Raw genomic sequence first — 19386 nt, forward strand, 5'->3', positions numbered from 1 at the left:
GCGGCGCGCCTGTTGCGTGCTTTGCCGTGAATATGAACACGTGCTGCTTTTGAATATTGAAATAGCCTGAATGCTTTTTGCACGGCGTATTTCATCCGTTTTCCGTCCTGTTTTTGACGCGTGTCAAAAAATGGGGCGGTTTTTTGGTGAAATTGCGTGCACGAGAACACAGTGTGCAGGTAATTTCGTACAATCAAGCGGGTCGAAAATCGGTAAAAACCATGAAAAAGGGTCGGAGGCACAAATAGTTCTTGCCTTTTCGAGGCGGGGGAGCTATAATTTGACCATCGAAAGCGTTCACGTGAACGCGGATAAAAGAACACATATATTTGTCAAATCAAGGCTAATTATGCGTCTTTTTGAGCGTTTTACTGGACGACGCCGGAACGGAGAAGCAAAAAGCACGCTCCGCTGGTGCAAACCGATGACAATAGAAGAAGAGGAGAGAAAAACATGAAGAAATTACTGGCATCTGTACTAACGGGAACCATGGCGCTCAGCCTGCTGGCGGGCTGCGGCGGCGGTGGCGGCGGCTCGACCGAGGGCGGCGCAAGCACCGAGGGCGGTTCGAGCGACGGCTCCAAGAACATCACCATGGTACTTTCCCAGCGCGACGAGTGGCTGTCCACGCTGGACACCGCCGCAAAGGATTCGGCTTCTGCGGCCGGTTACAAAATGACCTCGCAGGATTCCCTGAGCGATACCAACAAGCAGATTCAGTTTGTTACCTCGGCTGCAGCCGCTGGTGAAAAGGCGATCATCGTAAACCTTGTGGACCCCAACATCGCGGGCGACATTATTGAAGCCGCGGGCGATATGAAGGTTGTATTTGTGAACCGTCCGCCGCAGGATATGAGCCTGCTGAACGAAAACGCCGTTTACGTCGGTTCGGACGAGCTGACCTCCGGTAAATTCCAAGGCGAATGGCTGGTCGAGCACTTCAAGGCGGAAGGCAAGACCGATATCAAGTACATTCTGCTCAACGGTATCATGGGTCAGGTTTCGACCACCAACCGCACCGCTTCCGTGCTGCAGGCCCTGAAGGACGGCGGCATCAACGCCACCGAAGCTTCCGCGCCGCTTGCCTGCGACTTTGACCGCGCCGAGGCGATGACGCAGATCACCCCCCTGCTGACCAGCGGCACGCAGTTCGACTGCATTATCTCCAACAACGACGCGATGGCGCTCGGCGCGATCGAGGCGTTGGAAAACGCTGATATCGACCCCGCTTCCATCCCGATCGTCGGCATCGACGCTACGGCTGACGGCCGTCAGGCAGTCAAGGACGGCAAAATGTCCATGACCGTGTTCCAGAACGCCAAGGGTCAGGGCGAAGGCGCGATGAAGGCCGCTCTGAACATGCTGGAAGGCAAGCCGATCAACGACGGCACCGAGTATGAAGTTGCTTCCGACAACCCGTACGTTATCTGGGTTCCGTTCGAGCCTGTTACCTCGGACAACGTTGCAGAATACGACAACCGCTGATTTGTAATTAAAGTGAGACATGGCGGCGGCACGGCCGGAAAACGCGCCGCGCCGCCGCTTCTTACTTACTAAAAAAGCGCTGCTTACGATAAAAAGGGGTGAACTACGTGAGCGAAGAATACATTCTGGAAATGCAGGATATTGTTAAGGATTTTCCCGGTGTGCGCGCGCTGAAGGGCGTTCAGCTCAAGGTGCGGCCGGGCACCGTCCACACGTTGATGGGCGAGAACGGCGCGGGCAAAAGTACGCTGATGAAGTGTCTGATCGGTATCCATAAGCCCACCTCGGGCAAGATCATCTATCAGGGCAAGGAGATCACGTTCCCCAATACGCTGACCGCCATGAACGCCGGTATCTCGATGATCCACCAAGAGCTCTCGCCCGTGCCCGAGCGCACCGTGTGCGACAACGTGTGGCTGGGCCGCTACCCGCGCAAGGGCCTGATCGTCGACCGCCGCAAAATGCGCAAGGATTGTTTGGCGCTGTTCGCGAAGCTGGGGCTCGATCTGGACCCGGATGAAAAAATGGGCAACCTGACCGTCGCCAAGATGCAGATGGTCGAGATCGCCAAGGCGGTCTCCTATGATTCCAAGATCGTAATTATGGACGAACCGACCTCCGCGCTGACCGAGACCGAAGTGGAGCATCTGTTCCGCATCATCGACGATCTGAAGTCGAAAAACGTCGCGATCATTTATATCTCGCATAAGATGGACGAAATTTTCCGTATTTCGGACGATATTACCATTTATCGCGACGGCGAGTACATTGCGACCGACCGCGCCGCGAATCTGGATATCGACAAGCTGATCACGCTGATGGTGGGCCGCGAGATGGATTCGATGTTCCCGAAGGTCGATTGCCCGATCGGCGAGACCATCCTCAAGGTCGAAAACCTGTCCTCGGGTCGCGCGGTCAAGAACGTTTCGTTCGAGCTGCACCGGGGCGAGATTTTGGGCTTTGCCGGTCTGGTCGGCGCGGGCCGTACCGAAACGGTGGAAACCATTTTCGGCATGCGGCATAAAACCGGCGGCAAGGTGTATAAGGATGGACAGGAGCTGCACATCAAATCCCCGGAGCAGGCGATCAAAAGCAAGATCGCGCTTCTGACCGAGGACCGGCGCGGCAACGGCATCGTGGGCCTTTTGAGCGTCCGCGAGAACACCGTTCTGGCCAATTTGAAGCATTACGGCCGTCCGCTCAACCATAGGAAGATTTCGGCGGACGCGGAAGAGTACGCAAAGAAGCTGAACGTAAAGACGCCCACGCTGGACACGCCGATCATGAACCTTTCGGGCGGCAACCAGCAGAAGGTGCTTGTCGGCCGCTGGCTGCTGACCGATCCGGATATCCTGATCGTCGACGAGCCGACGCGCGGTATCGACGTTGGCGCGAAGGCTGAGATTCATTCGCTCATCACCAAGCTGGCGGGCGAGGGCAAGGCCATTATTATGATCTCGTCGGAGCTGCCCGAGGTGCTCGGCATGGCCGACCGCGTGCTTGTCATGCACGAGGGCGAGATGACCGGCATTCTCGATCGGAAGGACGCCACGCAGGAACTGATCATGAAATACGCCACCGGCGACGTCAACGACTTCGCCGCGTCCAATTAAGGGGGTACGGAAATGGAGAACACAAAAAAGAGCTTTAACTGGAAGCGATTCCTGTCGCAAAACTCGATCTGGGGCGTACTGATCCTGATGATCATCGCGCTCAGCATCGTTCGCCCGGTATTTTTGTCGCCGGCCAACCTCAAGGGTTTGCTGGAAGGCGAATCGGTCAAGGGCATCATGGCCTTCGGTATCATGTGGGCCATTCTGGCAAAGGGCATCGATCTGGGCCCCGGCTCGGTCGTCGCGCTCGTATCGGTCATCACGGCTTCGCTCGTGCAGCCGTCTGATCTGGCCACCCGTATTCTCGGCGTGGGCGGCATGCATGTGCCCACGTGGGCTGCCGTTATCATCGGTATTGCCATCGGCGTTTTGATCGGCGCGATCGTCGGCGCGGTCATCGCCTTCACGCACATACCGCCCTTTATCGCAACGCTCGGTTCGCAGCTCATATGCCGTGCGCTGAGCAAAATGTATTCCACCTCGCCTGTTTCCAACCTGCCGGATGATTTCCGCTGGCTGGCAAAGGGCAAGCTGTTCGGCTTTATCCCGATGATCGTCGTTATCTTTATCGTTATGTTTATTATTTCGGCGTTCCTGCTCACGCAGACCCGCTTCGGCAAGAACATTTACGCCATTGGCGGCAATGATCAGGCGGCGCGCGTGGCCGGTATCAATGTGGAAAAGAACCTGATCCTCGTTTACTTATGGTGCTCGGTCTGCGCGGCTATCGGCGGCATCCTGCTCGCGGCCCGCACCGGCTCGTCCGACCCGTCCACCTCGGGCCTGAACTACGAGCTCGACGCGATCGCGGCGGCCACCGTCGGCGGCACCAGCCATACAGGCGGCGTGTGCCGTGTTACCGGCGTACTTTGCGGTATCCTGATCCTTGGCGTTATCAACAACGGCCTTGTTTTGCTGGGCGTTGACGATAATATGACCAACGTGATCAAGGGCCTGATCATCGTCGGCGCTGTTGCGATCGACATGCGCAAGAACACCCGCAAGGCTTAAAACTTCGGTAAAACCTACTTTCACCCCGGCGTCCGCTACCCCATGGCGGACGCCGGGGCTTTTTATGGTTTATGGCCCGTGTGGCTCGCGGTGTTGGCCGGGCGGATCACCCAGCCCTACGGCTCGGCGGATTACGACCTGCTTTTGGGCGGCGTGACCTCGCGCCGCCGTCCCGGTGCGCGGGAGACGTTTATTGGGGTTTATCGTCGTGCTCTTGCAGTATTTTACAGAAGCAGAGAAGCGCCAGTAGGAAAAAATCCTTTTTATCCATTGCGTGCTGTATGCTTGCTTCGAGCTCTCCCGGAGCAAATTCGCTGTTCCTGCACATTTCTTCCGCAAATGCAAAGTGGTTGATGATCCATGCCATCCCCTGTTGGGCATCTGGCGGTAAGCGTTCTAAGGATTGCAAAATATGGTTGATCTGCGCTTCTCGGTTATCCATGGTTACTACCTCTATCTTGATTGGATTTGTCAAATCAGCCGCAAATGAATTTGCGTTTCCGCTTCTCGCCGCGTGGAGGCTTTGACTTGAGGAGCTTATAAAATACATCTGTAATCAGATGCTATTATTTTCGCGGCGGCTCACACCGCCGGAAAAATTATTTGTTGATTATGGTAAGCCCGGTTTGCTGTTCAATGCATTCGATGATTAATGCATTTACACTTTTGCCATGGGAGGAGGCCAATGCCTTGATTTCGGCTTTTTTCCCTTTTGGAACTCTAATTATAATGTCGTCATAATTATCCTTGTTAAACTCCGCTTTGTAACGGGTTTCGTCAAACGCCATTTTATCACCGCCCTTATCTATACTTTATTTTAGCATAAATAAGGGCGGTTTTCAATTTTGTTATTCTCTATTATAAAACATCTGATTACAGATGTCAAGCGGAAATATTACTTTTGTGGGGGCGACCACGCCAGATCGCCGGAGCCGCATGAAAACCCTACATTCCCACTTGTGCCTCCATCGGCCGCGTTGTATAATGATACGGAAAGGTAAGGAGAGACAAAACCATGCATTATTTGGATAACGCGGCGACCACGCGGGTGCTGCCGGAGGCCGCCGAGGCAGCCGTCCGCGCCATGTGTGAGGAATTCGGCAATCCATCCTCACGGCACAAAATGGGGATAGAAGCCGAGCGCCTGCTGGAAAACAGCCGCAAAACCGTGGCGGGCGCGCTGGGCGCTTTGCCGGAGGAGACCTTTTTCACCTCCTGCGGCACGGAAAGCACCAATATGGCCCTGCGCGGCGCGGCATATTTGAACCGCCATAAAAAAGGGCATATCATCGTGACCGCGATCGAGCACGCGGCGACGTTAAACACCGCGAAACAGCTTGAGGCCGAAGGCTTCCGCGTCACCTATTTAGCGCCGGATGAAACCGGACATATCCTGCCCGCCGCGCTGGAAAACGCGCTGACGGAGGATACGGTTCTGCTATCCTGCCAGCTCGTCAACAACGAAATCGGCACGGTGCAGCCGGTGGACGAGTTGGGCGCGCTGCTGAAACGGCGCTGCCCTAAAGCGCTGTTCCATATTGACGCGGTGCAGGGCCTGTTCCGCGTGCCGCTGACCCCGAAAAAATGGAACTGCGATTTTATGAGCGTGAGCGGACACAAGATCGGCGCGCCCAAGGGGATTGGCGCGCTGTATGTCAAAAAAGGCGTGCGCCTGCCGCCGCTGATGTACGGCGGGGGACAGGAAAAGGGCCTGCGCCCGGGTACCGAACCGCTGCCGGGTATCGCGGCGTTTGCCAAGGCCTGCGCGCTGCGCGCAGCGCGGCTGGATGAGGACCTAGCCCACGTGGCGGATTTGGCCGCCTATTTAAAGGAACAGGCGGCTGAAAAGCTGCCCTACGCTGTTTTCAACAGCGTTTCCGATGTGCCGCATGTACAGAATTTTTCCATACCCGGCTGTAAGAGCGAGGTCATGCTGCGCGTGCTCGAAAGCGACGGGGTGTTCGTATCCTCCGGCTCCGCCTGCTCCAAAGGCAAGCAGAGCGGCGTGTTAAGCGCCATTGGCCTGCCACGGGAACGCACGGACAGCGCGCTGCGCGTTTCGTTCGCGCCGTTCAACACCAAAGCGGATGTGGACGCGCTGATAGGCGCGATCAAAAAGGGGAAAAAGCTGCTGGGACGCTGACGCGAAAGGAGCGCGACCGGTATGGAACGGATACACTATCCCAAATGGAAGTACGCCGTTATGGCGGTGCCCAGTTTTCTAAATGCCGCCATATTATGTTATCTGGTATTCGGCGACGCGTATGACAATCTGTTTTCGTCTATTGCGGGTTGGGCCGGTTTAGCGTTTGGCTGGGGGATCGTCAGCTTGATCGGCTTGCGGATCGGCATGCCCAAACCGGTGGAGAGCGGCGGCTGGAAGCGCCTGAGCGACGCGATTATTGCAATGGGCGGAACCGCTATCGTCGCGCTGAATATTTACTGGCTGTACGATAGGCCGCTTTGGCTCTCCACTTGGCTGCTGACCGGCATGATCGTTTGGATCATTGTGGAGCTTCTGGTGCCGCGCTGGAGAAATAACAACAGTCCGTTGCATTACGCGAGTCTAATGGCTGTCCTGCTGGCGGCCACAGCGGCGTATTTCCTTTTCGTCCATCCGATGACGACCGAGCAGGCGTTAGCATCGGTGCGCGGGCAAGGCTACCACCCCAGACCATGGGCCAGCTATTGCAGAAGCGATGAACAGGTGCCGGTCGGCTGCTACCTCGTGGAAGCCAGCACGGCGGACGGAGTACCGTACCGCCTGTATGTAGACGTGCGGGACGGCGCGGTGCTCCGCGCGGAACCGGTGGGATAAGAAGGGCCGCGCTACGACCGGGAAGGGAGTGCTGTATCGTGGAAGGCAAAAAGCTTAGTTGGAACAGCGTCGTGTTCAGCTTGCTCGCATTACTCTGTGCAGGCGCTATGCTGTGGATCGACGGCAAGCCGTATCAAGGGGCTCTTTGGGACAGTGCCTTCACCATGTTCTTTGCGCTGGCGGGGTTTGTCATTGCGGAGCTGCGTAGGCTGTGTCAGCCGGAAGCGCCGGCGGGCCGGAAACTGGCAGTAAAGAAAGCTGTGCTGACCGCCGGCGGCCTGTTCATAGCCAGCTGGATGGTGTGGCGGCTGGCGCATTCGCTCTTTTCGCTGGAGGCGTGGATGTGCGGCGTGCTGCTCGTCTGGGCTGTGCTGCTCTGCCTGCCGCCGCTGCGCGCGTGGGGCAGGACGGACGCCGTGATCGCCGCGGTTTACGCCTCGCTGCTCGCGGTCATGCTGGTATTCCTCGTGGCGGTAAGGCCGGTCACGTTCGCTCAGGCCGAGCAGCGCCTGCGCGAGAGCGGCTACACCGATTTTGATCTGTTCACCGTTCTGCACTATGATCTCCATGGCACACCCGAGGGAGATATGGGGTTTTATTGGTTTCACGTATACCAGCCAGAACACGTGCGCTTAGTCAAGGTTTCGATTTTGACCGGCGCTGTGACGGATGTGGGCGCTGAAAGCTAAGGCGCATAAAAAACAGAAGGAGTTGCAAATGAAAGAAGTATTGCTTTTAAAATGCGGCGAGATCGTTTTAAAGGGTCTGAACCGCAAGACTTTTGAGGACCGCTTGCTGCAAAACCTCCGGCGGCGGATGAAGCAGGTCGCGGAATGCGAGATTTCGATGCGGCAATCGGTCATCTACGTCGAGGTGCCGGAAGCTGCGGACAAGGACGCCGTAATGGACTGCGCGCGGCGCGTGTTCGGGATCGCGACCATTTCGCGCGCGGCTGTTTGTGAGAAATCGCTCGACGCGGTGGTGGATTGCGCCGCGTCGTATTTGGGCGACCGCTTTGCCGCGGCAAAGACCTTTAAGGTGGAGACCAAGCGCGGCGACAAGAAATTCCCCATGACCTCTACCGAGATCAGCCAGCGCGTCGGCGGCGATCTGGCCGACCGCTTTCCGGCGGTGCGGCCCGATATGCACGGCCCCGATCTGACCGTGCATGTGGAGATTCGCGAAAACTATGCCTTTGTCCACCCCGGACCGGAGCCGGGCGCGGGCGGCATGCCCACCGGCTCGAATGGCCGCGCGGGGCTGCTGCTTTCGGGCGGCATCGATTCGCCGGTTGCGGGCTGGATGATGGCCAAGCGCGGGTTGGAGCTGGTTGGCATCCACTTTTTCAGCTATCCCTATACCTCCGAGCGTGCCAAGGAAAAGGTGCTGGAGCTGGCGCGCAAGCTCACCGCGTGGTGCGGGCGGCTGTCCGTTATGGTCGTGCCGTTCACAAAGATTCAGGAACAGATCCGCGAAAAGTGCCATGAGGAGCTGTTCACCCTCGTCATGCGCCGTTTTATGATGCGCATCGCCGAGCGGGTGGCGGAGGAATACGGCTGCGGCGCGCTCATCACGGGCGAAAGCCTTGGACAGGTCGCTTCACAGACCATGCCGGCCATGGCGGTCACGGGCGCGGTGTGCGAGCTGCCGGTGTTCCGCCCCTGCATTGGTATGGATAAGGAGGAGATCGTGCAGATCGCGCGGCGAATCGATACCTTTGAGACCTCGATCCTGCCGTATGAGGACTGCTGCACCGTCTTTACGCCCAAGCACCCGAACACCAAGCCCAAGCTGCCCAAGATTTTAGAGGCCGAAAGCCATCTGGATGTGGACGCACTGGTGGAGGAAGCGGTAGCGGGCGTGGAGATCGTACACCTTTAAATTAATTAGTAATTAGGAATTAGAAATTAGGAATTGAATGTGTCGCGCGGCGCGCGATTAATTATATTGCGCGCTTTGCGCGCTGCCGACAACTCCTAACTCCTACTTCCTAACTCCTAACTATCCCCCCGGCTTACGAACATGAATAAAACTTACTAATTACTAACTACTAATTCCTAATTAAAAAACGGAGGTTTTTAAAATGAACGCAGAACTGATCGCCGTCGGCACCGAGATCCTGCTCGGCGACATCGTCAACACCGACGCGCAGCTCATCTCGCAGGGGCTGTCCGAGCTGGGAATCAACGTATTTTATCAGACCGTCGTCGGCGATAACCCGGAGCGCTTGCAGCGCGTCATTGAGGAAGCGCGCTCGCGCGCCGATATCATCATCACTACGGGCGGCCTTGGGCCGACGCTGGATGATTTGACCAAGGAAACGCTTGCGCGGGTATTTGGCAAGGAAATGGAATTGCACCAGCCCTCGCTCGACCGCATCGTCGGCTTTTTCAACAAGATTGGCAAGCCGATGACTAAGAATAACGAAAAGCAGGCGTGGCTGCCCGCGGGCTGCACGGTGTTCACCAATTTGTGGGGCACCGCGCCCGGCTGCGCGTTTGAGGCGGATGGCAAGCATGTGCTGATGCTGCCCGGTCCCCCGCGCGAATGCAACCCCATGTGGAAGGAATGCGCCATGCCGTACCTGTATCCGCTCGCGGGCGGCTGCATCGTTTCGCGCAACATCCGCGTGTTCGGCCTTGGCGAAAGCAATATGGAGACCATTCTGCACGATATGATGGCGTCCATGCAGAACCCGACCATCGCGCCCTATGCCAAAACGAGCGAATGCTTTGCCCGCGTGACCGCCAAGGCGGAGACCGTGGAGCAAGCGGAGGCGCTTTTAGAGCCGGTCGTGCGCGAGGTTTGCGAGATTCTCGGCGACGATGTGTACGGCGTGGATGTGGATTCGCTGGAACAGTGCGTGGGCGACGGCCTGCGCGCGCGCGGCATGACGCTCGCGGTGGCCGAAAGCTGCACCGGCGGTCTGCTGTCCAAGCGCATTACCGATGTGCCCGGCTGCTCGGACTATTACAAGGGCGGCGTGTGCTCGTACTCGAACGATGTGAAGATGCGCGTGCTGAACGTTTCGGCGGAAACGCTGGAAGCGAAGGGCGCGGTATCGCCCGAGGTGGCCGAGCAGATGGCGCGCGGCGTGGCCGAAGCCCTTGGGGCGGACGTCGGCGTGGGCATCACCGGCATCGCCGGGCCGGACGGCGGCACAGAGGAAAAGCCGGCCGGTCTGGTATACGTATCGGTTTATGCAAGCGGCCGGTTTTTTACCCGGAAACTGCAGGGCGCAAATGGGCGCGACCGCGTGCGCAATCAGGCGGCTTCCACCGCGTTGGATATGATACGTAGGAACCTGTTTACTGCGTAAAATGGGGTAAGTTGTGCGGTTTTCACACATTTCCCAACATTCCCTGTGGAAAGCAACCAAAATTCGAGCAAAAAAAGTCCGGTAATTGTGTAAAATTACTGGACTTTTTTCTTGCTATGCTGTATACTATATCTAACTAAAGTGGAAGACAGCTGTCCAAAAACGTGCGAAATGTACAAAAAGGTGCAAAATACTTACAGATTCGTGGGCTTTTGGCAGTCAAAAGGGAGAGGATAGTTATGAAGAGGAAATCCGCAGCGCCGGCAAACAAGAAGAGAGATGAACTGTTTTTCTCAGGACGTGACTGCCGTGCGTATGATTATATGGGCGCGCATCCGGATAAACGGGATGGCGAGCCCGGATACTTATTCCGAGTTTACGCGCCCGAGGCCGAAAAGGTTTCCGTCATGGGTGAATTCAACAACTGGGACCGTACGGTCGATCTTATGGAGCGGGACGAGCAGGGCATATGGGAGCTATTTATCCCGCATGTTCAGCAGTACCACGCATATAAATATAGTGTGTGGACAACATCCGGCGATATCTTTGATAAATCCGACCCGTACGGCTTCCACGCGGAGACCCGCCCGGGCAACGCCTCCAAGACCTTCGATCTGGAAGGCTACGAGTGGGGCGACGCCACGTGGATGGATTGGCGCAAGTCGCATCTTCCGTATTCCAACCCCGTCAACATCTATGAGTGCCATCTCGGCTCGTGGAAGCAGCACGAGGACGGCAACTTTTACTCCTACCGCAGACTGGCGGACGAGCTGATCCCTTACGTGAAGGAGATGGGCTACACTCATATCGAGTTTATGCCGCTGACCGAGTACCCGTTCGACGGCTCGTGGGGCTATCAGGTAATCGGCTATTTCGCCGCCACCTCGCGCTACGGCACGCCGCACGATCTGATGTATCTGGTTGATAAGGCGCATCAGGCGGGGCTTGGCATCATCATGGACTGGGTGCCCGCGCACTTCCCGAAGGATGGCTGCGGTCTGGTGGAGTTCGACGGCTCGTATCTGTACGAATACGCGGACCCGCTCAAGATGGAGCATAAGGAATGGGGCACCCGCGTTTTCGACTACGGCAAGGTGTCGACGCGCAACCTGCTGTTCTCCTCGGCCATGTTCTGGATCGAACAGTTCCACATGGACGGCCTGCGGGTGGACGCGGTCGCGTCGATGCTCTACCTCGATTACAACCGGCAGGGCGAGTGGAGGCCCAACATCCACGGCGGCCGCGAAAATCTGGAAGCCATCGATTTTCTCCGCATCCTGAACGAGTTTATCCTGACCGACCATCCGGACGTCATGATGATCGCCGAGGAATCCACCGCGTGGCCCATGGTCACCAAGCCGGGGTACGACGGCGGCTTGGGCTTCAACTTTAAGTGGAACATGGGCTGGATGAACGATATGCTGTGCTACTGCTCGGCCGACCCGTTCTTCCGCAAGGACATGCATGATAAGATCACCTTCTCGTTCATGTATGCCTTTTCCGAAAACTATATCCTGCCGCTTTCGCACGACGAGGTTGTGCACGGCAAAAAGTCCCTGATTGACAAAATGCCCGAGCCGTACGAAAACAAATTCGGCGGACTGCGCGCGCTGTACGGCTATATGGCCGGACACCCCGGCAAAAAGATGCTCTTCATGGGCGGCGAGTTCGGCCAGTTCTCCGAATGGGCCTATCAGCGCGGGCTGGATTGGATGCTGCTGGATTATCCGGCGCACAAGCAGCTGCAAACCTATGTGAAGGCGCTTAACCATTTCTATCTCAAGACCCCGCAGCTTTGGGAACAGGATACCGATTGGCGCGGTTTTGAATGGATCGCGCACGAGGATAACCGCAACAACGTCATCGCGTTCCGCAGGGTCGCGAAGGATGGATCGGATATCATCGTTGTCGTCAACTTCTCGCCGGTCGAGCAGCCGGAGTACCGCGTTGGCGTACCGTTTGCCGGTACGTATGAAGAGCTGTTCTCCTCCGATCAAAAGGAGTTCGGCGGCGGCGATATGCTGAACGGCAAGGTCCGTTCGGAAAAGAGGCCCATGCATGGACAGGAACAGTCGATCAATATCCGCATCCCGCGCTTCGGCGTATTGTTCTTTGCGGGCAAGCCGCGTGTGCGCCGTCGAACCAAGGACGAGATCGAGCAAGCCAAGAAAGCGGCGGCAAAGACGCCCTCCAAGGCTTCGGCAAAGGCGCCGGGCAAGGCGGTATCCAAGACCGCGACCAAGGCGGTGGCCAAAACGGGCACCAAGGCCGTGGCCAAGACCGGCACCAAGGCGGTGGCCAAAACACCCACAAAGGCCGTGGCCAAAACACCCTCCAAAGCGGTCGCTAAGACCGCTACCAAGGCAGTTGCCAAAACGCCTACCAAGGCCGTGACCAAGACGGCCCCCAAAACACCGAAAGACCCGGCGGAGCAATCGCCGGAGAAATAACGCGCAATGGCAGTGAGCGCCGCTTTTTCCGCCTTCGGGCGGAGGGGCGCGCAAAATGAACTGATTTGCACAAAAAAAGGAGAGTAATCAATGTATCGGAAAAAAGAATGCGTGGCCATGCTCCTCGCGGGCGGTCAGGGCAGCCGTCTGTATGTGCTGACGAAAAACGTCGCTAAGCCCGCGGTCCCCTTCGGCGGTAAGTACCGCATCATCGATTTCCCGCTGTCCAACTGCGTCAACTCCGGCATCGACACGGTGGGCGTGCTCACCCAGTACGAGCCGCACGCCTTAAACGCCTATGTGGGCGCGGGCCAGACGTGGGACCTCGACCGCCTGCGCGGCGGCGTGTACATCCTGCCGCCGTACCAGAAGGGCAAGGCTTCTGAATGGTACAAGGGCACCGCGAACGCCATTTACCAGAACATACAGTTTATCGACGAGTACTGCCCGGAATATGTGCTCATCCTTTCGGGTGACCATATCTACAAGATGAACTACAACAAAATGCTCCAGCAGCACAAAAAGACCGGAGCGGACGCGACCATCGCCGTTCTCGACGTGCCGCTGGCGGAGGCCAGCCGTTTCGGCATCATGAACTGCAACCCGGACGGCACGATCTACGAGTTTGAGGAAAAGCCCAAGAACCCGAAATCCACGCTCGCTTCGATGGGTATTTACATCTTCTCATGGAAAAAGCTGCGCAAGTACCTGATTGACGACGAAGCCAATAAGAAATCCTCGAACGACTTCGGCAAGGATATCATCCCCGCCATGCTGGGCGACGGCGAAAAGCTGGTATCCTACCGCTTCGAGGGCTACTGGAAGGACGTCGGCACGATCGAGAGCCTGTGGGAAGCCAATATGGATCTGCTCTCGCCCAATTCCGGCCTGAACCTGTCGGATGATTCGTGGAAGATCTATGGCCGCAACAACGGCGCGCCTCCGCACTTTACCGCGAAGGACGCGGTGGTCAAGCACACGCTGGTATCCGAGGGCTGCGAGATCTCGGGCGAGGTATCCGAGTCCGTCCTCTTCTCCGACGTGCGGATCGCCAAGGGTGCAAAGGTCGAATACTCGATCCTGATGCCGGGCGCGATCGTGGAGGAAGGCGCCACCGTCCGCTACGCGATCGTGGCGGAAAACGCGGTGATCGCGCGGGACGCGATCGTCGGCGGCAGCCCGACCGAGGGCGACGTGGACAAGTGGGGCGTGGCAGTCGTGGCCGAGGGCGTGCGCATCGGACGCGGCGCGAAGCTGGGCGCCAAGGAAATGGCGGATAGCGATCTGCCGGACAAGATTTAAGGGGGCGGTAAACTATGAACAACGTATTGGGCGTCATCATTGCGTTTGACAATGACAACGATCTGCGCGAGATCACCGATCACCGCACGGTCGCGGCCGTGCCGTGGGGCGGCAGATACCGCGTAATCGACTTTATGCTATCGAACATGGTAAACTCCGGTATCTACCGTGTGGGCATTCTGATGAAGGATAAGTACCAATCCCTGATCGACCATATCGGCAACGCCAAGGATTGGGACCTGTCCCGTAAGAATTCCGGCGTTACGCTGCTGCCGCCGTATTCCTATTCTAAAAAGGCTTCGCCCCTTGTGACGGGCGAATACCGCGGCAAGATTGACGCGCTGGCCGGCGCGGTCGATTTTCTACAAAAGAACCGTTCGGACTATGTCGTCATCGCGGACGGCGATATCGTCGCCAACGTTCCGCTGGACGATGTGATCGACCGCCACGTGAAATCGGGCGCCGACCTGACCATGGTCTGCACCAAGAAGACCAAGGATTCGCCGTATACCACCTATGTGGAGCTCAACCGCCGCAAGGAAGCGGTCGATATCCGCGTGGGCGACTCGAACGAGGGCAAGTGCAAGCATGTCGCGCTGGGCATCTATGTGATGAGCCGTCAGTACCTCATCCACCTGCTGTCGGACTGCGTCACGCATAACTGCATCCATTTCGAGCGCGAGCTCCTCACCCGCGCCCTGATTGACGGCACGGTCGCCGGGTACATTTTCTCTGAATTTGCGGTGAAGATCGAGGATACGAACGATTATTTCCAGTCCAACATGGACATGCTCGACAAGGATGTACGCGACGAGGTGTTCCTCCGCACCCGGCCCATCCTCACCCGCATCAAGGACGAGGCGCCCGCTTATTACGGCGACAAGGCCGTGGTTGAGGATTGCCTGATCGCGGATGGCTGCCACATCGAAGGCCAGATCAAAAACTGCGTGCTTTTCCGCGATGTTTTGATCGAGGAAGGCGCAGATGTGCGCGACTGTATCATCATGGAGGGCGGCCGTATTTTGAACGGCGCGTCCTTGCGCCACGTCATCACCGACCGCGGCGTGACCGTCCGCGACGGACGCACCATGATGGGCCACGAAAACTATCCGATCACCATCGCCAAGAGCTCCACGGTATAACAACTGTCCCTTGAAAGCATCACAATAATGCCAAAAACATGGCAAAATGTGTGTGATGTTCGTTCAAAATCCCCATATTGTTTGGGGATAGGATTTAGTATAATAGATGAATAGAAGCATGGGGCGCGGAAGCGGAGGATACCTACGCTTCCGCGCGGCCTTGAGGGAGGTTCGGCTCTATGAAAATCATGTATGTAACGAGCGAATGTGCGCCGTTCGTCAAGACCGGCGGTCTGGGCGACGTTGCGGGCTCGCTGCCCAAGGCGCTGGCCGCTAAGGGACATGACGTGCGCGTGTTCTGCCCGTTGTATTCCGCGATTGACGGCGGCATGCGCGAAAAGTTTTATTTTATCAAAAACGCCTATGTCCGCCTCGGCTGGCGCAATCAGTATTGCGGCGTGTTTGAATACAAGCAGGACGGCGTGACGTTTTACTTTATCGATAATGAGTATTACTTCTCGCGCGGCCAGATCTATGGCGAATATGACGATGCCGAGCGCTACGCCTACTATTCCAAGGCCGTGCTTGAGATTCTGCCCGATCTCGATTGGAAGCCGGATGTGATTAACGCCAACGATTGGCAGACCGCGCTTGTGCCGGTGTATTACAACCTGATGTTTTCGTCCCGGCCGTTCTACTCGGGCATTAAAACGGTGTTTACCATTCATAATATCCAGTATCAGGGCCGCTATGGCCGCGAGATATTGGAATACGTGCTGGGTATCGACGACGCGCATTTCCGTTCCGGCTTTATGTCGATGGATGGCGACGTTAACCTGATGAAGGCTGCGATCGTCTCGTCGAGCGCGGTTACCACCGTATCGCCCACCTATGCGCAGGAAATCCAGACCGAGTACTACGGCTACCGGCTCGATTCCGTGCTGCGCATGAACAGCTATAAGCTGCACGGTATTTTAAACGGCATTGATATGGACGCTTTCAACCCCATGACCGACCCCAAGCTGTTTAAAAACTACGGCCCGCGCAATCCGCAGGATAAGCAGGTAAACAAACTGGAGCTTTTAAAGCTTTGCGGGCTGGAAGGTAATGAGAACACCCCGGTCATCGGCATTGTCACGCGTTTTGTCGATCAGAAGGGGCTCGACCTCGTCGAAGCCGTGCTGCACGATCTGCTGTCGGACGACCTGCGCCTGATCGTTCTGGGCACGGGCGACTGGCGCTATGAGCAGATGTTTATTGAAGCCAAGCGCCGCTATCCTGCAAAAATATCGGCTTCCATCATGTTCTCCGGCGATCTGGCCAACCGTATTTACGCGGGCGCGGATATGTTCCTGATGCCGTCTAAATTCGAGCCCTGCGGCCTTGCCCAGATGATCGCGCTGCGCTACGGCACCATTCCGATCGTGCGCGAGACCGGTGGCCTGAAGGACACGGTACAGGCCTTTGTCGACTATTCCGGCACGGGCAACGGCTTTACCTTCAACAGCTACAATGCGCATGATATGCTGCATGTCATCCGCGAAGCCTGCGGTGTGTTCCGCTACAACAAGGCCGCGTGGAACAAACTACAGCTTCAGGGCATGAAATCGGATTTCAGCTGGGGCAGCTCAGCGGATAAATACATAGAGGTCTATCAGTCCACCATGGGATAAGGGACCCGGCAGGCGCCTTTTGCGCGCTTGCATCGCCCGCAAAGGGGCGAGAGATGAAATAGTGAGGAGAAATAGAAACCATGCCAAAGAAACTTTACACGAAGAACGCACTCAAGGAGGCGATCGCCGCCAAGCTGCGCCGTCATTTCGGCCGCGAGGTGGAGGATGCGTCCAAAGAGCAGGTGTACGAGGCCTGCGCGCTTGTTGTCCGCGATGCGCTGACCGAGCACATGATCGAAACGCAGCGCAAGGTAGAACGCGACGGTGAGCGTCAGGTGCACTATTTGTGCATGGAATTTTTGGTCGGCCGCAGCCTGCGCAACAATGCCTATAACCTAGGCATGCTGCCCACGCTGACCGAAGCGCTCGCGGACATGGGCTATGATATGGCCGATGTTTTTGAGGAAGAGGCCGATCCCGGCCTTGGAAACGGCGGTTTGGGCCGTCTGGCCGCCTGCTATATGGATGGCATGGCGACCACCGGCGTGCGCGGCACCGGCTATTCGATCCGTTATGAACACGGTATTTTTAAGCAGAAGATCGAAAACGGCGAACAGATCGAGTTGCCGGATTCTTGGCTCGCTTCGGGCGACGTGTGGCACATCCCCGCGATGGACGACACGCGCGAAGTCCGCATCGGCGGTACGGTCAATTCGTATTTCGACGAATCGGGCAAGCTTGTGGTAGAGTACCATGATTACACGCCCGTGCTCGCCGTACCGTACGATATGCCGATCTCGGGCTATGATACGGATAACATCGCCCGCCTGCGCCTTTGGGAAGCAAAAAGCCCGATCGCGCTCGATATGAAGCTTTTCTCCTCCGGCGAATACCTTAAGGCGCTGGAAAAACACGCCATGGCCGAAACCATTTCCATGGTGCTCTATCCCGAGGATAACCACCGCGAAGGCCAGTCGCTGCGCCTGAAGCAGCAGTATTTTCTGGTTTCCGCTACCATTCAGGATATCTGCGCCAAGCACAAGGCCAAGTATAAGACGCTCGCGAACTTTGCGCACAAGCATGTGCTGCACATCAACGATACCCACCCGACCCTTGTCATCCCGGAGCTGATGCGCATCCTGATGGATGAAAACGATATGACGTGGGAGCAAGCGTGGAACATCGTTTCGCAGTCCGTCGCTTACACCAACCACACCGTTATGCCCGAGGCGCTGGAGTGCTGGCCGATCTCGCTCATGACCGAGCTGATGCCCCGCATCATGCAGATCGTCTATGAGATCAACGAGCGTTTCTGCAAGGAGCTTTGGGACTTCTTCCCGAACGATTTCCAGAAAATCTCTAAGCTTGCCATCGTGTCGGACGGCATCGTGCGCATGGCGAATCTTGCCATCGCGGGTTCGTTCTCGGTCAACGGCGTTTCCGCGCTGCACTCCGAGATTCTCAAGGAGCGCGTCTTTAACGATTTTTACACCATTTACCCGGCCAAGTTCCGCAATGTCACCAATGGTATCGCGCACCGCCGCTGGCTGTGCGAGGCCAACCCGGAACTGACCGAGCTGATCACCGATAAGATCGGTCAAGGCTTTATCACCCATCCGTCCGAATTGCAGGTGCTGGCGAACTTCGGCGATGATAAGGATCTGCTGAATCAGCTGGGCGAGATCAAGCGCCGCAACAAGGAACGCCTTGCCGCCTATATCAAGGAGCACAACGGCATCGAGGTCAATATGAACTCGATCTTCGACGTACAGGCCAAGCGCCTGCACGAGTACAAGCGGCAGATGCTCAACCTGCTTCACATCATCGCGCTGTACCACCGCTTGAAGGATGATCCGCGCCAAAGCTTCGTGCCGCGCACGTTTATCTTCGGTTCCAAGGCGGCGCCCGGCTACGCGGTCGCGAAAAAGACCGTTCGTCTGATCAATTCCATTGCGAATATGATCAATAACGATCCCGTGATCGGCGACAAGCTCAAGGTCGTTTTCCTTGAGGATTATAAGGTCTCGCTGGCCGAAGTGCTTATGCCGGCGGCCGAGGTCTCCGAACAGATTTCGATCGCGGGCAAGGAAGCTTCCGGCACGGGCAACATGAAGTTCATGATGAACGGCGCGCTCACCATCGGCACGATGGACGGCGCGAACGTCGAAATCTGCGAAGCCGTGGGCGAAGAAAATATCTTCATCTTCGGCATGGAAACGCCGGAAGCGGAGGCGCTCGCGGCATCCGGTTCCTACAACCCGATGCTGATTTATCAGAACGATCCCACGCTCAAGCGCGTGATGGATCATATGATCTCCGGCTTTGGCGACGGCGTGGATTACACCGACCTTGCTAACCTGCTGCTGCACGGCGCGGGCGGTCAGGCGGATCGCTATATGAGCTTCAAGGATTTCGGGGCGTATGCCGCCGCGCAGGATCGCGTTTCGCAGATGTACCTCCGCCCGGAAAACTGGAACTATATGTCGCTCATGAATATCGCGAACTCCGGCCGTTTTGCGGCGGACCGTTCGGTTGCGGAATACGCGCAGAACATCTGGCGCGTCAAGACCAACTTCGCATTTTAAAAGAGAAGTACCGGCCAAATTGGCCGGTACTTTTTTGCGTAGGGGATTCGCTTCGCGCACGATTTTGGATGCGCGGCGGTAGCCGCGGGCGGGGCGGGGGGGGGGCCC

General features: G+C 57.0%; 15 protein-coding genes. 13 read left to right on the forward strand and 2 right to left on the reverse strand.

Annotation, left to right across the window (positions count from 1 at the left end; genetic code table 11):
- Window positions 1-453: 453 nt before the first annotated feature.
- The 3 genes from NE562_RS06490 to NE562_RS06500 all read left to right on the forward strand — a co-directional run bounded on the left by NE562_RS06490 (window position 454) and on the right by NE562_RS06500 (window position 4109).
- Window positions 454-1485, forward strand: a complete 1032-nt coding sequence (locus NE562_RS06490) for a sugar ABC transporter substrate-binding protein (RefSeq protein ID WP_280961597.1) — start codon at window positions 454-456, stop codon at window positions 1483-1485.
- A gap of 131 nt (window positions 1486-1616) precedes the next feature.
- The gene (locus tag NE562_RS06495) at window positions 1617-3098 is read left to right on the forward strand and encodes a sugar ABC transporter ATP-binding protein (protein ID WP_280961614.1); all 1482 of its coding nucleotides are present in this window, start codon (window positions 1617-1619) and stop codon (window positions 3096-3098) included.
- A gap of 12 nt (window positions 3099-3110) precedes the next feature.
- Complete coding sequence (locus NE562_RS06500) at window positions 3111-4109, forward strand: ABC transporter permease (protein ID WP_280961598.1); 999 nt, start codon at window positions 3111-3113, stop codon at window positions 4107-4109.
- 190 nt (window positions 4110-4299) lie between these two features.
- Here the strand turns inward: NE562_RS06500 and NE562_RS06505 are convergent, their stop codons facing one another.
- Together NE562_RS06505 and NE562_RS06510 are read right to left on the reverse strand one after the other, a co-directional pair.
- Window positions 4300-4551 (reverse strand): hypothetical protein, encoded by a 252-nt coding sequence (locus NE562_RS06505; protein WP_280961599.1) that lies wholly within the window; start codon window positions 4549-4551, stop codon window positions 4300-4302.
- Window positions 4552-4708: 157 nt separating this feature from the next.
- Entirely contained in the window at window positions 4709-4897 is a 189-nt protein-coding gene (locus NE562_RS06510) for an Arc family DNA-binding protein (RefSeq protein ID WP_280961600.1), read from the reverse strand.
- Between the two features lie 227 nt (window positions 4898-5124).
- Here NE562_RS06510 and NE562_RS06515 point away from each other — a divergent pair, with 227 nt between their 5' ends.
- From NE562_RS06515 to NE562_RS06560, 10 genes are all read left to right on the forward strand, one after another.
- On the forward strand, window positions 5125-6252 hold the full coding sequence (locus NE562_RS06515; RefSeq protein ID WP_280961601.1) for a cysteine desulfurase family protein: 1128 nt from the start codon (window positions 5125-5127) through the stop codon (window positions 6250-6252).
- A gap of 21 nt (window positions 6253-6273) precedes the next feature.
- Window positions 6274-6927 (forward strand): PepSY domain-containing protein, encoded by a 654-nt coding sequence (locus tag NE562_RS06520; RefSeq protein WP_280961602.1) that lies wholly within the window; start codon window positions 6274-6276, stop codon window positions 6925-6927.
- A gap of 38 nt (window positions 6928-6965) precedes the next feature.
- The gene (locus NE562_RS06525; RefSeq protein WP_280961603.1) at window positions 6966-7616 is read left to right on the forward strand and encodes a hypothetical protein; all 651 of its coding nucleotides are present in this window, start codon (window positions 6966-6968) and stop codon (window positions 7614-7616) included.
- A gap of 28 nt (window positions 7617-7644) precedes the next feature.
- The gene (thiI, locus tag NE562_RS06530; RefSeq protein WP_280961604.1) at window positions 7645-8808 is read left to right on the forward strand and encodes a tRNA uracil 4-sulfurtransferase ThiI; all 1164 of its coding nucleotides are present in this window, start codon (window positions 7645-7647) and stop codon (window positions 8806-8808) included.
- Between the two features lie 202 nt (window positions 8809-9010).
- A complete protein-coding gene (locus NE562_RS06535; RefSeq protein WP_280961605.1) occupies window positions 9011-10246 on the forward strand; it encodes a competence/damage-inducible protein A in 1236 nt (411 codons plus the stop codon).
- 239 nt (window positions 10247-10485) lie between these two features.
- Entirely contained in the window at window positions 10486-12696 is a 2211-nt protein-coding gene (gene glgB, locus NE562_RS06540) for a 1,4-alpha-glucan branching protein GlgB (RefSeq protein ID WP_280961606.1), read from the forward strand.
- A 90-nt stretch (window positions 12697-12786) separates the two neighbouring features.
- A complete protein-coding gene (locus NE562_RS06545; protein WP_280961607.1) occupies window positions 12787-13998 on the forward strand; it encodes a glucose-1-phosphate adenylyltransferase in 1212 nt (403 codons plus the stop codon).
- 14 nt (window positions 13999-14012) lie between these two features.
- Complete coding sequence (gene glgD / locus NE562_RS06550; protein WP_280961608.1) at window positions 14013-15140, forward strand: glucose-1-phosphate adenylyltransferase subunit GlgD; 1128 nt, start codon at window positions 14013-14015, stop codon at window positions 15138-15140.
- Window positions 15141-15319: 179 nt separating this feature from the next.
- Window positions 15320-16753, forward strand: a complete 1434-nt coding sequence (glgA, locus tag NE562_RS06555) for a glycogen synthase GlgA (RefSeq protein WP_280961609.1) — start codon at window positions 15320-15322, stop codon at window positions 16751-16753.
- Window positions 16754-16833: 80 nt separating this feature from the next.
- On the forward strand, window positions 16834-19278 hold the full coding sequence (locus NE562_RS06560; protein ID WP_280961610.1) for a glycogen/starch/alpha-glucan phosphorylase: 2445 nt from the start codon (window positions 16834-16836) through the stop codon (window positions 19276-19278).
- The last annotated feature ends 108 nt before the right edge of the window (window positions 19279-19386 follow it).

The organism is Butyricicoccus faecihominis, from assembly GCF_024462775.1.
GTDB classification, from domain to species: Bacteria; Bacillota; Clostridia; order Oscillospirales; family Butyricicoccaceae; genus Agathobaculum; species Agathobaculum faecihominis_A.

Bases quoted from the DNA above. Each gene is read 5' to 3' on its own strand.
- NE562_RS06490 (WP_280961597.1), top strand. From the start codon at position 454: ATGAAGAAATTACTGGCATCTGTACTAACGGGAACCATGGCGCTCAGC.
- NE562_RS06495 (WP_280961614.1), top strand. From the start codon at position 1,617: ATGCAGGATATTGTTAAGGATTTTCCCGGTGTGCGCGCGCTGAAGGGC.
- NE562_RS06500 (WP_280961598.1), top strand. From the start codon at position 3,111: ATGGAGAACACAAAAAAGAGCTTTAACTGGAAGCGATTCCTGTCGCAA.
- NE562_RS06505 (WP_280961599.1), bottom strand. From the start codon at position 4,551: ATGGATAACCGAGAAGCGCAGATCAACCATATTTTGCAATCCTTAGAA.
- NE562_RS06510 (WP_280961600.1), bottom strand. From the start codon at position 4,897: ATGGCGTTTGACGAAACCCGTTACAAAGCGGAGTTTAACAAGGATAAT.
- NE562_RS06515 (WP_280961601.1), top strand. From the start codon at position 5,125: ATGCATTATTTGGATAACGCGGCGACCACGCGGGTGCTGCCGGAGGCC.
- NE562_RS06520 (WP_280961602.1), top strand. From the start codon at position 6,274: ATGGAACGGATACACTATCCCAAATGGAAGTACGCCGTTATGGCGGTG.
- thiI (WP_280961604.1), top strand. From the start codon at position 7,645: ATGAAAGAAGTATTGCTTTTAAAATGCGGCGAGATCGTTTTAAAGGGT.
- NE562_RS06535 (WP_280961605.1), top strand. From the start codon at position 9,011: ATGAACGCAGAACTGATCGCCGTCGGCACCGAGATCCTGCTCGGCGAC.
- glgB (WP_280961606.1), top strand. From the start codon at position 10,486: ATGAAGAGGAAATCCGCAGCGCCGGCAAACAAGAAGAGAGATGAACTG.
- NE562_RS06545 (WP_280961607.1), top strand. From the start codon at position 12,787: ATGTATCGGAAAAAAGAATGCGTGGCCATGCTCCTCGCGGGCGGTCAG.
- glgD (WP_280961608.1), top strand. From the start codon at position 14,013: ATGAACAACGTATTGGGCGTCATCATTGCGTTTGACAATGACAACGAT.
- glgA (WP_280961609.1), top strand. From the start codon at position 15,320: ATGAAAATCATGTATGTAACGAGCGAATGTGCGCCGTTCGTCAAGACC.
- NE562_RS06560 (WP_280961610.1), top strand. From the start codon at position 16,834: ATGCCAAAGAAACTTTACACGAAGAACGCACTCAAGGAGGCGATCGCC.